We start from the raw sequence: 16,029 nt of genomic DNA on the forward strand, positions 1-16,029 counted from the left end.
GTAAATGAAAAATAAAGTTTTTTATCAACGGGACCTGGCTGCCGTCTGTTCGCGGGCTTTTGCCAGTTTCCACCAGGGCAGGTAGGGGTAAGCGTGGTGTTCGTAGTGGTAGCCGAAAAAGTAACAGCTAAAAAAGGCAAGTATATGATTCAGCCCCTGACTACGGGCATAGTGTGGCGGTTGGGAGTGATCACCCCGGTGGGGGAGGTACGTTCCGAAAATAAACAACTGAATGGTGCTCAGCCAGGCGGGTACGACCCAGAACATAATCAGATTTTCTACCGGGAACCAGATGTAGAGCACCGTAAACGTTGAAGCCATAGCCAGTACCTGCCACACCGTTATGTACTCAAGTAGAAAACTATACCACCAGGCCAGCAAACCCGGATTACCACTGTGGTAGTCGGGATCCTCGGATGACGCCGGATGCTTGTGATGCAAATGGTGGTTTTTGTATAAAGTATCGTAGTTGTTATACGCAAAGAAAATAGCCGAAAATCGACCAATCCAGCGGTTTATACGGGGGAAATCTGGTGCTACCAGGCCATGAATGGAGTCATGAGTCGTAATGAAAACACCCGTAAAGAGATGAGTTTGTGCCAGCACGAAGACGTAAACCAGTGGGTCATCCCACTGGATGGTATAGGTAAGCAGAAAGGCAAGCAGGGCCACCCAGCTGATTAAGATAGCCATCGCAATAAAAATGCCCTTCGTGCCGATCTGGACCGGCTTTATCTGAACCGTTGAGTGCTCATGCATGTGTATTTAACGGCTGGTTTTACGAAATGGTTTCTACGAAAAACGGTTTGTAAAACGCTGTTCTCTACAGGTATTCTTCATTGGCAGCGCAAACCGGGTTTACTTTGTACGATCAAATTCGCTCAATAACTACCTAATGTTAACTAACAAAACCATCATCATTTCCGGTGCCTCGCGGGGCATTGGCCGGGCTACGGCCCTGCTGTTAGCGCAGCACGGTGCCAACGTAGTAGCCACCGCCCGCAATGCCGATGACCTGAAAGACCTGGAGAAAACGGCTACCGAAGGGCGCGTTCGCGGGAAAGTTGTAACGATACCGGGCGATGTGACCAACGAAGCCGACATGGAAGCGGTTGTGAAAACTACCCTCGACCACTTCAAGCGTATCGACGTGGTGATTAACAACGCAGGCTATGGCGTCTTTAAAAATGTGGAAGAAATAACATCCGACGAGTGGGACAGCGTGATGGCCACCAACGTAAAGGGCACGTTTTTGCTCACGAAAGCGGCTCTGCCGACCCTGAAAGCGCAGGGCTCGGGGCACGTCGTTGTAGTGGCTTCGGATGTGGCCAAACGCACCTTTGCGGGTGGATCACTGTACACCGCCAGCAAGTACGCCCAGGAAGCGTTCATGGGTGCGCTGCGTAAGGAAGTTCGGTCGTTTGGTGTCAAGGTCAGCGGGGTGTACACGGGGCTGGTCGATTCGCATTTTCACGCTAAAGGGCACGGCCACGAGACATCGTCGCATTACCTGAAAGAGCAGGACGTAGCCGAATCTATGCTCTTCATCATTAGCCGTCCGGCTCATGTGGTCATCGACGAATTCATGGTGCATCCGCTGGAGCAGGAATATTAAGTGGAAACGGTTATATGCTCTGAACAACCAGGGTACACAACGGGTAATTGAGCTGGAATACACGGCTCATTACCACGCACCATGACCTTAAAAGCCATTTTAATTTACCTCCGGGCCAGTATGTGGTTCGTTCCCCTGCTGGTGGTGGGGGCGGCCATTCTACTGGCCTATTCGTGCCTGGCCATTGACAATGCCTCGACAGCCGATTTTGCCCGACATTACCCCCAGCCTTTTGCCGGAGGAGCCGATAGCATTCGGGTTATGCTGGCTTCCATTGCCACGTCTATGGTTACGGTGTCGGGCATTACTTTTTCACTGACCATCTCGTCTTTGGCGCAGGTGTCCGGGCAGCTGACAGTACGGGTAATCCGAAACTTCACGAGTCACATTACCAGCAAACTGGTACTCGGCTTCTTCGTGGGGCTGTTTGTGTACTGCGTTATCGTCATGCGTACCATCCGGATAAAAGAGGACCCGGCCGGGCCTTTTGTTCCCGCCCTCAGCGCATGGGTGGCTATGGTACTGGCCATTATTGGCATTGGGGTGGTTGTTTACTTCATCCACTACATTGCCCGGGCCGTGCAGGCCAGTACGGTGGTATCCAGCGTAACCCGTGAGGCCCTGGCCGTCCTGGATAAATTATATCCCGACCCGTTGCCCGCCGACAGTTCCGAGCTAGTGTCCAGCCTCCCGGCCCCTGCTAACGGTCAGGTGCTGCAAACGGTAGAGTCCCGGTCGTACGGCTACGTACAATTGATTGATGAAACAAAATTAAGGCAGTTTGCCCTGACTAATCAGCTTGCCCTGCGCGTCGATGCCGCCACTGGGGACTATGTAACGCTGGGTAGTTCGCTGGTGTCAATTATTGGACTGCCACAGACTGTTGGTTCGGCTATCGTGAAAGCTATAAACGGAGCTTTCATTATTCGGCAAACCCGGGCAGTCGATGAGGAAATTGCGTTTGGTATCCGACAACTGGTCGACATTGGGCTAAAGGCCCTGTCGGGTGCTTCGGATGATACCACTACCGCCATTCTTACGCTGGATAATCTGAGTACCGTATTGGTTAAGCTGGTACAACGACAACTGCTACCGACCACTGGCACCGCCTATTTTGTCCCTAAACACCCATCTTTCGCCAGCCTGATGGCGGGCGCTATGGATCAGCTTCGGGATACGGCGGGTGGCAACACCGTTATACTGACCCGGCTCCTGTACCTGCTGATGGTGGTGGGACGGCAAACCCGGAACCCCGGCCGACGCGCTGTTTTATTGCGCCACACCCGGCTGATTGCCGACCAGGCCAGCGCCACGCTACATACCGACTATCAGCGTAACCTGGTGCAGCAGCAGCTGTCCGAAACGCTCATCGCCTTCGGCGAAGAAAAAGAGCCTACTCCTCACTGATGAGTATACGGATAACGCACTGACCATTCTGCCGTGTCTACAGCGTGTACTTCAGCGCGATGTTCACAATCCGGCCTTCCAGTGGTGCCCATATAGGACGGAAAGTGGGCTGTACCGCTGGGTTGGCGCCCAGCACTACCGTTTCGTAATTGGCCTGCCGGACATCAAACAGGTTCTCGCCGTTCAGCACCAACCGCCAGTGGTCGTTGTAGTGGTATTCGGCGGCACCGGCCACGATCCAGTAATTTGCCACGCGCAGATTGTCGTACAGGTATTGCCGACCCACGAAACTGCTTTCGATACCAAACCGGAAGTGCTCATTTTCCCAGGCCACCGTGGTCGAGAATTTGTCCTGTGGAGCCAAAGGCAAATAGGTGTTATCGGTAGGTCCGTCGCGACGGGCGAGGGTGTGGTTGTAACCCAGGTATAATTCGTACGCCTTGTATTCGAGCCGGACATAGGTGTCTGTTCCTACGCTGAACAGGTTGTATGGGGCGTTGATAAGCTGGGTATAGAGCCCCAGGCTCCCCGATACATTGGAAAAAGCCGATACTACCGGCGTATTGACCCGCGTATAGTAAAACGCCTGGTCTACCTGCACCGAAAAACCACTCTCGAAGGTTTTCGTGTAGGCAATATCCATGTTTGCCCCAATGGACCGTTCGGCTTTTACCGTATTTACATCGATGGGCAGCAAACGCGGGAAAATAAGACTGACATTCAGGGCGCCGGGCGTCTGATTTACGAATAGGTTTGGCGCTTTATAGCTCGTACCCACGCTTAGCCGCACCGTCCACGGGTCGGAGGGTTTGATTTTAACGGACAGCCGGGGCAGCAGGAAACTCCCGAACGTGTTGTGATGGTCGAAGCGCAGGCCCGCCTGTAACGCCACTTTCTCCGTTAGCTGGTAATCGTCCTGCACAAACGCACCGATGGTTTGATAGGTGTAATCCACGAGCCGGGTACTGTCTGGATTACGATGAAAATCTTCAACCGTCAGGTTGGCCCCGCCAATGAGTTGGTTTTTGCCGAAGCGTACCAGGTCATTGGCTTCCAGATAAACGGAGGCCTGCCGCCCGTCGGATAGTTTCTGGTAGTCGGTATTTTTGCGATTGAACGTGCTCACGGCCCCTTTAAAGCCTACTACGTTGGTTTCGCTGGTATTGTGACTACTGTTAAAATCAACGGTATGGCGTTGCAGGTCCGTGATATTTTTATAGCCGTTGGCCTGAGAACCATCCAGACCGGGTAAATAGCCGCCTTCGCGGTGTTCGGTTGTGAAGGCGTAACCCACGTCGATTTTAGTATGGTCGGATGGGTTCCAGAAAAAACGGGGATGAAAATTGAACTGCTTGATACCGGGACTATCCGTGAAGCCATCGCCCGTTACGTCCAGTGCCTGCTGGTTGGTATAGCCCGTAAACAAGGTCAGGCCGGTTTTCCCATTGCCATACCGCTGCGAGTAATAGGCGTTCAGGTTCGTTTCTTTCAGGTTCGACCGGTTGAGCAGGGCTGTCAATTCAGGCGTTTCGGAGTGGGGCGTTTTCGAGACAATGTTAATCATTCCGCCAATGGCTCCGCCCCCGTATAGGGTTGAAACGGAGCCTTTTACCACTTCAATCTGCTTCAAATCCAGCGGTGGAATCTGCAGTACGCCGAGGTTGCCCGAAAAGCCTTCGTAGAGTGGTAGTCCATCGTGCAGAATCTGGGTGTACTTCGGGTCGAGGCCCTGCATCCGGATGGCGTGATTACCGTTTACCGCCGACGTTCGCTGCACGTGAATGATGGAAATGTCGCCCAGAATACTGCTGATATTACCTGGTACCACGGCACTTTCCTCATTCATATCCTCCAGCCCCAGCACTTCTACTTTGATGGGCAAATCCTCAATGCGGGAGTTGGTCCGGGTGGCCGACACCGTTACCTCTTCAATGGTTTCTTCGGCGGCTTTGAGCCGAAAAACCAGCGTGTCGGCTTCCGGCGTTACCGGAAATTTTTCGGTTTCGTATCCGACGGCACTCACCGTCAAGGTAGTAATACCAGCGGGCAGGTTCGTGATGCGGGCCATACCGGTAACGTCCGTTACAGCTCCCACAACGGGCTTGGTCGTGGTGCGCACCGTTGCTGCAATAACGGGCTGACGGGTCAGGCTGTCTTCTACCCGGATGAGCAAGATAGTCTGGCCAAAAACGGGGGCAATGGCTAAAAAGAGTAGAATAAAGAGAAAGAGCTTGTTCATCACATACTGAATTTGCCCGCAAGGTACGGCGTGAATTTGGAGAGAATTTGAAGCGTTCAATTTTATGTTCCTGGTGAACCCACCTGGAACAGATGCTCTACGCTCTCTGGAATGTACATATACGATAAGGGCAGACTATACCGGTCGCAGCCCTGCTTGGCTAATACCAGCCTCAAGCCGGTGGAGTAGGGCCGGGTCTTTCACGAAGCAATTGAATAACTGGCTATTAGTGAAGGTAGGGAAGCCGGCGGTACAGATTGGCAGGGCATCGGCCCTCAGTTCAACACTGGCGTACCTACCCGATTTGTCATGCCGAACTACATTTCTGAGTAGGTTCGTGCGCATCACAACTACCAATTGCCGGCTTATACGCAGGTATATATCGGGCCGCATAGTCTGCTGAACAGCTATACGGTTTGACTGCCTTAGTCAACTAAGGGCGTTGGTGGCCGGTCAGTTTACCGGCCAGGGCCTGTTTCCGTAGTGTTCGTCGATTCCGTCAGCGGGTGAATTAAACAGTCCACCGTCGCGGTCACCCGCTGACGGAACACGAAACAACGGAAATTACACCCCTACTGACTCCACTCGGTGGGCGTTCTGTCCCAGCGGTGGCCCTTTAGATCCTGCAGTAAGTCGGGTGCCAGACTACGCCCGTCACTCACGCCCGTGTTGGCTTCTACATTCCGAATCTGGCGCATGCCGGGAATGGTGGTATGCACATCGGGATTGGCCAGGATGAACCGCAGGGCCATTTCGGCCATAGTCATCCCGGCGGGAATAAGTGGCTTCAGCGCGTCGGCATGGTCCACGCTACTGTTCAGGTTTTCGGGCACGAAATACGTTGACCGCCAGTCGCTGGCCGGGAAGGTCGTTTCTTTGGTAAATGTACCCGTCAGCGTTCCTTCGTCGAAAGGCACCCGGGCAATTACGCCAATGTTCAGCTCGCGGCACAGGGGAAACAGGGTATCTTCGGGATTCTGATCGAAGATGTTATAAATGACCTGTACCGCGTCAATTTTACCCGTGCGGAGAGTGTCCAGGCAGTTGTCCGGCTCCCAGCGGTTCACCGAAACGCCCCAGGCCTGCACTTTGCCCTGCTGGGTGAGTTTGGTAATGGCCTCCTGCCATTCGTCGTGACTGGCCCAGCTATCTTCCCACACGTGGAACTGCATCAGGTCAATGGTCTCTACGGACAGGTTTTTCAGGCTTTTCTCCGTGTACTCAACAATATAATCGGCGGGGAACACGTCGGCGATATCGGAGCCCGCCTTCGACGGCCACTGTCGGTTTTTGGGCGGGATTTTGGTGGCTGCGTACAGCTTTTTGTCGGGGAATTTTTTGAGCAGCTGCCCCAGGATTTCTTCACTGACGCCTTCGGCGTAGCCCCAGGCGGTGTCGAAAAAGTTGCACCCCAGGTCAACGGAGCGTTCGAGGGCGCGGAGGACCTCCTGTTTGTCGGAGCCGGTCCAGCCAGCCAGTCCCCACATGCCGTAGCCAATTTCGGAAACCTGCCAGCCGGTTCGGCCAAATGTTCGGTAATTCATGCGTTTGGTTTAGGTTTTGTTAGTTGTAGTTTAGTCTGCCTTTATGGTTGGTACGGGCAAATAGTTATACAAACATCAACCGACAAACCGCAAACTACAAACGAATTCAAAAAAACATGCTTATTCGTATCGTTCGTATGACGTTTCAGGAGGGGAAACTCGATGCGTTTCAGGCTATCTTCAATCAATCGAAACAGCACATCCGGGACTTTCCCGGTAACCACCACCTCGCACTTCTGCGCGATCCTGACCAGCCGAACGTTCGAATGACGTACAGCCTGTGGGCGTCGGCGGAGGCTTTGGAAGCTTACCGCCAAAGCGAGTTGTTTCGGACCACCTGGGCGGCCACCAAAGCCCTGTTTGCCGACCGGGCCGTGGCTTTTTCAGGCCAGACACTGGAGGAGGTGACAGAAAGAGAGAGTTAGCTAATGCGCAGATTGTTGAAATTTATGGATAAAAGTCCATTGCCTTGTAGGTAAGCGCAGAAATTCAGGTCGTCTGTTAAGATTAGGTATTTTTCGCTGGCAACCCGATGAATAACGGCATCGCTTAGACCGTATTTGAGGTAACTTTTGGGATAACCATGCATGGTAGACAGACTCTCGCATATTATTTCTTTGGTACCCTGCGTAAAGCGCTCCAACGTAGCCAAAGCATAATTGCCTCTGTATGAATATCCCTCGAGTAGGTTACTGGCTTCCGTAAGAATATTGGGAGTAGTCACCAGTAACTTAAATCGATCGGCAAATGCTAGTAACAGACTGTAATCGTCGGCAGAATAACTGGTCGTACGTTTATGCGAACTTATCTGAGTTGGGTTGATAGTACCTACAATCAACAGTACCAGCAGATTTGTATCTATCAATAAACCTTTACTGGAGTATAATTCAGTTACGTTCATTCTCAAGAAGTCTGATTTTCATCGACACTACTTCGCCGTTTTTTGCATCTACTTCGAATGTTTTGTATTTCCGTTCAAACTTTGGCTGGAGAATATTTGATAATGGTGATTGTGAATTATCAACTTTCATGGGGAAGCTTAGTGTAATCAGCCAGTATTGACGTGTCGAATCAAATTCCACTTCCTCTATTAGCTCGCCACTGATTTCTGGATAAATATCTTTGTAAAAATTCAGCGCATTTTTAGCGGCATCTCGAACTGAAATCATAGATGTACTTGATTAGTGAACACACAATATTATAACAAAAAATTCAATAAAACCGGAAGTCGCTGACTCGGCCAAACGCCAGCCTGTGGGCGTCGGCGGAGGCCCTGGAAGTCTACCGCCAGAGCGAACTGTTCCGCACCACCTGGGTGGCCACCAAAGCCATATTTGCTGAACGGGCTGTAGCCTTTTCGGGCGAAACGCTGAAGGTAGTTTCGGATAATACAGGAATGAGTAAAATGGATTAACTTAGGGCTTCTGGAATCAGCGTATCAAGGGCTGGAAATCAATGAACTATCGGTCTATTCGCATCTGGCTTGCCACTTGCCTGCTCCTGGGGCTGGCTACGCTATCCATTGCCCAGACCACTACCCTGACTGGTGTGGTGGCCGATGCCGTGACGGGAAAGCCAATGCCGTTTGCCAATGTGTATTTGAACGGCAGCACACACGGCACATTGACCGATGAAAAGGGAACATACTCGCTGCCCGGTATGCGGCTGGGTACGGTAGAGGTTGTGGCTTCATTTGTAGGTTACCAGCCTCAGCGGCTACGCCTTCGCCTGTACGATGCCAATGCCAAACGGGCTAACTTTCGCCTGACTCCCACCAACCAGACCCTGGCTACGGTAGTGGTGCGGGGTAATCTAAAACGCTGGCAGCAGCATCTGCGCCAGTTCAAACGTCAGCTCTTTGGCGAACCGTTCGGCGGACAGTGCGAGATTTTGAATCCCGATGTGCTTAGTTTCAAGGAAGAACGCGGTCATCTGACCGCTACGGCTACTGAGCCACTCGCCATTATCAATCACGCTCTCGGCTACAAACTCTGGTATGATCTACTACGTTTCGACGGTACCAGTCAGAAGGTATATTACGCCGGTGCGGCCCGCTTTGAGGAAACGACCTCAAAAGACGAAAAACAGGAGAAAAAAATTCAGCGTAACCGCATGACGGCCTACCGGGGGTCAGTGCGGCACCTCATGGCTACCCTCGTGGACAGCACCTACGAGCAGGAAGGCTTTATGGCTTATCAGGAAAAGGTAGCAACGCCCATTGCCCAAACCAAAGAAGGACGCCTTACATTTTACGGCTCCATCAATCGCCGACTGGTGCCCCTGCCCATCAGAGCAATGATACAGCCGGGGCAACTCCCGCACGAACGTCGGTTGGTATCGGCCCTGCCAATTGTGGTGTTTTATACCAGAGCGATGTCTAACTACTCGCCCTATCCTGATGCCCATTACGCCTACTCGCAGTTCCGTTTTCCGGCCAATCAAATTCAGTTTACCGTCGATGGTACAATTACCTTGCCCGAAGGCATGGAAATTGAGGGTACGCTGGCCGACGACCGGCTGTCGACGATGCTTCCCGCCGACTGGCAGCCGACTAAGTCCGAAAATGGGCTTATCACGGGTGCGCCGGTAGCTATGATGGGCAAACTCAAAAATCCTGATAGCCATCTGGTCAGGATTGCTACCGACTTTACGGAGACGTTCAACGAACTGGCACCGGTGGTGTTCGTGCATACCGACAAGTCCTTTTACACCACCGGCGACAGTCTTTGGCTGAGTGCGTACGTACTCGATGCGGCCACCAACCGGCGGCAGGTGGGCGAAACCGCCATGCACGTCGATTTGCTCACGCCCGGCGGAAAATCCGTTCTACACCAGTGGCTTTATGTCACCGATGGCCGGGCTACCGCCAGTTTGCGGCTTTCCGATTCACTGGCCACCGGCACCTATCGGTTACGGGCTTATACCGACGAAGACGACGGACAGCACGGCCCGGCTTTCGAGCGAAATGTAGCGGTATATAACCTGCTCAGAACGATACCCGATGCTGCTGCTGACACGGCACAAAAAACGCCGGATGTTCAGTTCCTGCCCGAAGGTGGGCATTGGCTGGTGGGTGTGCCGACCAAAATTGGGATTAAAGTACTTACTCCTAACGGGCGGGGTACAGCCATTTCAGGGCGGATTGTCACCAACACGGGGGCAGATGTAGCACCGTTTCAGACCAACGCTCTGGGCATGGGGAGCGTATTGATGACGGCCACCGCCGAAACGCAGTACCACGCCGAAATAACCCACAACGGCCATCATCAGGTAGTGCCGCTTCTATCAGCCAGCCTCGAAGGCATGACGCTTGTGGCCGATGTGCTTAGTGACACTACCCGGTTGTTACTGACCCTCCATGATAGAAGCCGTATTCCAACTGATTCCGTGTACGTGCTTATTCAACAACAGGGCCGCTTAGTGGGTCAGCACAAAATTCTGTTGCAGGATCGCATGGCGAAGGTTAGTTTGCCACTGGCGGCTTTGCCCGCCGGTGTAAATCAGGTAACGCTCTATGATGTATCGGCCCGTCCCCGTGCCGAACGGCTCATTTTCTCGCCTATGCAGTTTGACCCCGTTCGGGTGGTGATGGACCTGAACAAACCCCGGTTTAAGCCCCGCGAACAAGCCTCGCTGAGTATTAACCTCAACGATGAAGGGCTACCCGCCGTGGGTATTCTCTCCGCATCCATTACCGATGCCGACCAGGTGCCGGACGATACCGCTGCGGCTACCATTCAAACGCACCTGCTGCTGACCGGAGAATTGCGCGGTCGCGTGGAGCAACCCAGCTTTTACCTAAAAAACACCGCCCCCGAAACCCGGAAAGCCCTGGACGACCTCCTGCTGACGCAGGGCTGGCGACGCATCGGCGGTACGCCTGGTACCGACCTGCTCGGTGGTATTTCGCTTATGGGAAGGGTGTTCGACAGGAAAGAAAAGCCCCTTCCGGGGGCGCGGGTTACGGTGGCTTCCACCAGGCCGGGGCAATCGTTTGTGCGCTCGGCAGTGGCCGATGAGCAGGGTCATTTCCGGCTGGCAGGGTTGAATGTAGCCGATACGCTGAACCTGCTGGTGCAGCTGGCTACCCATAAGCTGAAAGACTTGTCTGCTACTGAAGCGCATTTAGTACTCGACGGTCCAGGCGCATCGTGGCAGCGAGACACCCTCAAATTGTCTGTCAACTGGATGAACCTGCGGGCACAGATGGAAGCCGCCCGTCTCCGGCAGTCGGCCGACAATGCTTTTTACCGCGACAAAACCGTTAAGGTATTGAAGGAGGTGGTTGTGCGGGCAAGAAAAAATGAAGAGCGTCCTGATGACATCCGGCGGAGAAGCTTGCACGGTGCACCCGATGCGACCGTTATTTTTGAGGATAACAGCGGCAGTTTTGCTAATCTTTACGAGATGATTCGGGGGCGGCTGGCTGGCGTAGAGGTGCGCCAAAGACCACTGGATGGGGGCTATCAGGTTTTGGTGCGCGGGCCTGGTAGTGTGCAGGGGAGCAGCGGTCCGTTGTTTTTAATGGATGGGATGGCGCTTCAGGGTGATGACCTGCTGAATTATACGCCTACCGATATAGAGCGGGTCGAGTTGTTAAAAAATGCCGGGACAGCCGGTATTTATGGCGCTCGGGGTGGTGGCGGGGTCATTGCTTTCTACACTAAGACCTACCGGCCCGGCCAACTCAAAAACGAGGAGAAAGAAGGGATGATACCCATTCAGTTAATCGGCTACCCGTCCGTGCAGCGGGAATTTTACGTGCCCCGCTATGAGACCGAATCGCAACCGGTTGCTCTGAATGACCGTATCGACCGGCGGGATGTGCTGCACTGGAAACCGTTGATGCAAACCGATAATCAGGGCCATACGCAACTCCTGTTCCCCTTATCGGATGTAGTTCGTAACGTGCGCGTTACTGTTCAGGGTATAACAGCCGATGGAAAACCGGTGGTAGGCATGGCCGTTATCCAGGTGCAGTAAACCAACCCGGTAGCGACCCACCACATTGGGTAAAATGGATTAACTTGTGGCTTATCAGAAAAGCAATCTTACGGCTAACGACCAATGAACTATCGGTCTATTCGCATCTGGCTTGCCACTTGCCTGCTCCTGGGACTGGCAACCCTATCCATTGCCCAGACCACTACCCTGACCGGTATTGTGGCCGACGCCGTGACGGGGAAACCCATGCCCTTTGCCAACGTATATGTGGACGGGAGCACGCAGGGGACGCTGACGAATGAAGAAGGCCGGTATTCGCTGACTGGCGTGCCGCTGGGTAACGTCGAGGTGGTGGCTTCGTTCGTGGGGTATACTCCGCAGAAGGGTACTTTTCGGTTTGAGGATGGACAGGTTCAGCGCGCAAATTTTCGGCTTAAACCAACCAACCAAACGCTGGCTTCGGTAACGGTTCACGGTAACTACAAGAAGTGGCAGCAGCACCTCAAACAGTTTAAAAAACAGCTCCTCGGCGAGCCGTTTGCGGGGCAGTGCCAGATAATGAATCCCGATGCCCTGAGTTTCTCCGAAGAAAAGGGCCACCTGAAAGCAACGGCCACCGAACCCATCGTTATCGAAAATACGGCTACTGGCTACAGGATGTGGTACGACATGCTCTACTTCGATAGTACTTCCCGGAAAGTGTACTTTGCCGGGTCGACCCGATTCGAGGAGATGAAACCAGAAAATGAACGGCAGGCCAATCGCTTCCGGCGTAACCGGATGATTGCCTACAAAGGCTCGACCCGGCACCTGATGGCCAGCCTGATCGACAGTACGTATGCGAAAGAGGGTTTTATGGTGTATCAGGAGAATATAGGGGTGCCGACGGCGAAATCACTGGACAACCGGACCACGCTGGATGGCTCGGTTAGTGACAGCACCCGAAAAGGGCATTTGCAACCCATAAACCTGAATCAACTGATTCTGCCGGGCCGGTTACCCTTCGAAAGACGGCTGGTATCGAGTAAAGCACTGATCGTTTTTTACACCTTTGCCACATCGAACTATTCGCCCTATATGGATGCCCGCTATGCGTATTCGGAAATTAAACTCCCCACCGGCCAGATACAGCTGACTGTGGACGGGACGGTGACGATACCAAACGGCATGGAGGCATCCGGTTCGCTGGGCGACGACCGCCTGTCGCGGATGCTCCCCGCCGACTGGCAACCGAAAAAAAACGACGTCGATTCAGTTAGCAACAAGCCCCTTGTGACGCAGGGGAAACTACTCCCGCCCGATGCCCGGATGAATCGCATCGCTACCGCCTTCAATGACCGGTTCAACCTGCGCGCTCCCGTATTATTCGTCCACACCGATAAACCGCTCTATGCCACCGGCGACCGGATGTGGCTCAGTACCTACCTGCTCGATGCAGCCACTAATATCCGTCCTCTGGGCGAAACGGCTGTTCATGTAGACTTGCTGACGCCCGCTGGTAAGCTGGTGCAGCACCAGTGGCTGCGGGTAACGGATGGCCGCGCTGCGGGCAGTTTTCGGCTGTCAGACTCCCTGGCTTCGGGTACGTACCGGTTGCGGGCGTACACCGATGAGGATGATGCCCAGCACGGACCGGCTTTCGAACGGTCAATTGCGGTGTACAACTTTATTCAGCCGACCGAACCCGGCAGTACGGAAATAAAGCCTAAGCCCCTGGATGTCCAGTTTCTGCCCGAAGGGGGCCGCTGGATAATGGGATCACCCGCCCGGTTGGGTATCAAAGCGAGTGGGGCCGATGGAACCGGTGTTTCGGTATCGGGTCGGGTTATAAACAACGAAGGGGCAGAAATCGCCCGGTTCAACACCAGTGCCCTGGGCATGGGGAGTATACTGCTAACCCCGGTTTCCGGACGGAAATACTACGCCGAACTGTCATATAACGGCCAGCAACAGGTGGTACCTCTTCCAGCAGTAGAATTGGAAGGATTGGTACTGTCTGCCGATGTTGTCAGTGATACTAACCGATTGAGCCTCACCATTACCGGCACCAGCCGGTCGGCGCTGGATTCCGCGTATATCCTGATTCAGCAGCAGGGGCGGATTGTGGACCAGCGAAAAGTACTGCTGGAAAACGGAGTTGCCCGTGTAAGCCTGCCCGTGGCGGGACTTCCGGCGGGATTGAATCAACTAACGTTATACGATGCCTCCGCCCACCCGCAGGCGGAGCGACTACTTTTCATACCCGACCGGCTGCCGCCCCTGCGCGTGCTGATTGGCCTGAACAAAACCACCTACCAGCCCCGCGAACGGGCTATTCTGAGCGTTAATTTAGTCGATGATGGTCTTCCCGTGGTGGCGGCTCTGTCGGCTTCGGTTACCGATGTGGGGCAGGTGCCGGACGATACTGCTGCGGCTACCTTTCAAACCCATCTCCTGCTGACGGGCGAGCTACGGGGCCGTGTTGAGCAACCGAATCGCTACCTGAAAGACAACACCCCCGAAACGCGTCGGGCGCTGGATGATCTGCTGCTCACCCAGGGCTGGCGACGGATTACCGGTACGCCCCAAACTGAGCTACTCGGTGGGGTATCACTGATGGGCCGGATACTGGATGCCAAAAACCAACCCATTGCTGATGCCCAGGTTATCGTGGCCTCTACCACATCCGACCCATCGTTCGTCCGGTCGGCGGGGGGCGATAGAAGAGGACGGTTCCGGCTGGCAGGACTCCCCATTGCCGATACGGTGCAGCTAATGACCCAGCTTACCGATCATCAACTGAAGGAGTTCCCCGATAAAGTAGCCCATCTCGTGCTGGAAGGGCCGGGAGCATCCTGGGAGAAAGATACCACGGGTAGCATGCCGGACTGGGCTGCCCTGCGGGCTCAACTGGAGGCCGCCCGCGTACGGCAGGAAGCCAACGCCGATTTGTATCGGGATAAAACCGTCAAGCAACTGAAGGAGGTAGTGGTACGGGCGCGCAGACCTGATGAACGCCCCGAAGACATCCGACGGATGAGCCTACACAACGGGGCCGATGCTACCATCATCTTCGACGAAAAATCCCCCCAGTTTACTAACCTGTACGAGATGATACGCGGGCGGCTGGCGGGTGTCAATGTGCTGCAATCAGCAACCGGCGAGACATCGGGGTATCAGGTGGTTGTTCGGGGTGTTAGCAGCGTTACGACCCTCACGGGTGAGCGAGGTCCCTTGTATCTGGTGGATGGGATGGCCATTCAGGACCCGGACGGAACGGCGCTGATGAATTTCAACCCGGGTGATATTGAACGGGTCGAGTTACTGAAAAATGCCGGAACGGCGGGGATTTACGGGGTGCGCGGGGGAAATGGCGTTATTGCTTTCTACACCAAACGATTCCGGCCCGACCAACTCAGGAATGAGGAAAAGAAAGGCATGAAACCCATTCAACTGATTGGCTACCCGTCCGTGCAACGGGAATTTTACGTGCCTCGCTACGAGACCGAATCGCAGCCGGTTGCCCTGAATGACCGCATCGACCGTCGGGATGTGCTGTATTGGAAGCCGCTGATGCAAACCGATGGGCAGGGGCGCAGTCAGGTACAATTCCCGCTCTCCGACGTGGTACGGACCATTCGCGTAACCGTGCAGGGCATCAGCATGAGTGGCCGCCCGGTGGTGGGTATCGTTGACATAAAGGTGCAGTAGGGACGCTACCTGGCCCAGGCTGGTGTGGGCGTAGCAGGGTCGAACAACTCGTTGATGTAGTATTCCCGTCGGGGACGCTTGTCGCACTCGTCCCCACCAATTGGGTAATGGCAGGGCGCATACACGCCTACGTTATTGGGATTCATCAGACTTTTAAACGCCCCCATCGGGAACGTATCGGTCCGATGCCCCAGTTTGAGCAGGCAATGACCCAGTTCGTGAAAAACCAGCCCTTCCCGCTCTTCTTTGTTGGCCTGCTGCCAGCAAAAGGAGTCGCTATTCAGAACGATACGGGGCGTTTTGCCCGTTTCCAGCAGGCATTGTCCGCAAATATCTTCTTTTAGCACCGTGCCAAAGGTGATGATCAGATTGGTCGTTGATACCGGATTATTACGCTTGCCGGCTTCCTCCCGAAACGACTTCACATAGGGTTCCACCTCCGCCGGGACGTTGTACTGCACCGGCTCCGGCTCGGCCGTTTGGGAAGACTGGCAACTGAGGGTAAGCACAAGCAGCAACAGAGAGACTAGCGATGTCGGACGCATAGGGGAAACGGAAAGTCGTTGAAATTACGAAAAAACTGCTTTGTT

General features: G+C 54.1%; 11 protein-coding genes. 5 read left to right on the plus strand and 6 right to left on the minus strand.

What is annotated here, in order from left to right; all coding sequences use genetic code 11:
• Positions 1–24: 24 nt before the first annotated feature.
• Positions 25–759 carry a fatty acid desaturase gene (locus B156_RS0106910; protein WP_018618935.1) on the minus strand — a complete coding sequence of 245 codons (735 nt, stop codon included), beginning with the start codon at positions 757–759 and terminating at the stop codon, positions 25–27.
• A 136-nt stretch (positions 760–895) separates the two neighbouring features.
• Here B156_RS0106910 and B156_RS0106915 point away from each other — a divergent pair, with 136 nt between their 5' ends.
• Entirely contained in the window at positions 896–1,615 is a 720-nt protein-coding gene (locus B156_RS0106915; protein ID WP_018618936.1) for an SDR family oxidoreductase, read from the plus strand.
• A gap of 81 nt (positions 1,616–1,696) precedes the next feature.
• On the plus strand, positions 1,697–3,022 hold the full coding sequence (locus tag B156_RS0106920; protein WP_018618937.1) for a DUF2254 domain-containing protein: 1,326 nt from the start codon (positions 1,697–1,699) through the stop codon (positions 3,020–3,022).
• A 37-nt stretch (positions 3,023–3,059) separates the two neighbouring features.
• Here B156_RS0106920 and B156_RS0106925 read toward each other — a convergent pair whose 3' ends face one another.
• Positions 3,060–5,261, minus strand: a complete 2,202-nt coding sequence (locus B156_RS0106925) for a TonB-dependent receptor (protein WP_018618938.1) — start codon at positions 5,259–5,261, stop codon at positions 3,060–3,062.
• 572 nt (positions 5,262–5,833) lie between these two features.
• Positions 5,834–6,805 (minus strand): aldo/keto reductase, encoded by a 972-nt coding sequence (locus B156_RS0106935; RefSeq protein ID WP_018618940.1) that lies wholly within the window; start codon positions 6,803–6,805, stop codon positions 5,834–5,836.
• A gap of 116 nt (positions 6,806–6,921) precedes the next feature.
• On the opposite strand from B156_RS0106935, the gene B156_RS0106940 reads away from it, so the two are divergent.
• Positions 6,922–7,230 (plus strand): putative quinol monooxygenase, encoded by a 309-nt coding sequence (locus B156_RS0106940; protein WP_026260660.1) that lies wholly within the window; start codon positions 6,922–6,924, stop codon positions 7,228–7,230.
• On the opposite strand, the gene B156_RS0106945 is transcribed toward B156_RS0106940, so the two are convergent.
• Together B156_RS0106945 and B156_RS0106950 are read right to left on the minus strand one after the other, a co-directional pair.
• Positions 7,227–7,706: a PIN domain-containing protein gene (locus B156_RS0106945; protein WP_018618942.1), complete on the minus strand. Its 480-nt coding sequence runs from the start codon at positions 7,704–7,706 to the stop codon at positions 7,227–7,229. The genes B156_RS0106940 and B156_RS0106945 overlap by 4 nt on opposite strands.
• A complete protein-coding gene (locus tag B156_RS0106950; RefSeq protein WP_018618943.1) occupies positions 7,693–7,974 on the minus strand; it encodes a hypothetical protein in 282 nt (93 codons plus the stop codon). Before B156_RS0106950 ends, B156_RS0106945 begins: the two co-directional genes overlap by 14 nt.
• A 286-nt stretch (positions 7,975–8,260) precedes the next feature.
• Between B156_RS0106950 and B156_RS0106960 the strand changes: the two genes are divergently transcribed.
• Positions 8,261–11,788 (plus strand): carboxypeptidase-like regulatory domain-containing protein, encoded by a 3,528-nt coding sequence (locus tag B156_RS0106960; RefSeq protein WP_018618945.1) that lies wholly within the window; start codon positions 8,261–8,263, stop codon positions 11,786–11,788.
• 84 nt (positions 11,789–11,872) lie between these two features.
• Entirely contained in the window at positions 11,873–15,439 is a 3,567-nt protein-coding gene (locus B156_RS0106965; protein ID WP_018618946.1) for a carboxypeptidase regulatory-like domain-containing protein, read from the plus strand.
• A gap of 5 nt (positions 15,440–15,444) precedes the next feature.
• Here B156_RS0106965 and B156_RS0106970 read toward each other — a convergent pair whose 3' ends face one another.
• Positions 15,445–15,984 carry a hypothetical protein gene (locus tag B156_RS0106970; RefSeq protein WP_018618947.1) on the minus strand — a complete coding sequence of 180 codons (540 nt, stop codon included), beginning with the start codon at positions 15,982–15,984 and terminating at the stop codon, positions 15,445–15,447.
• Positions 15,985–16,029 lie beyond the last annotated feature (45 nt).

Source organism: Spirosoma luteum DSM 19990 (assembly GCF_000374065.1).
Classification (GTDB): domain Bacteria; phylum Bacteroidota; class Bacteroidia; order Cytophagales; family Spirosomataceae; genus Spirosoma; species Spirosoma luteum.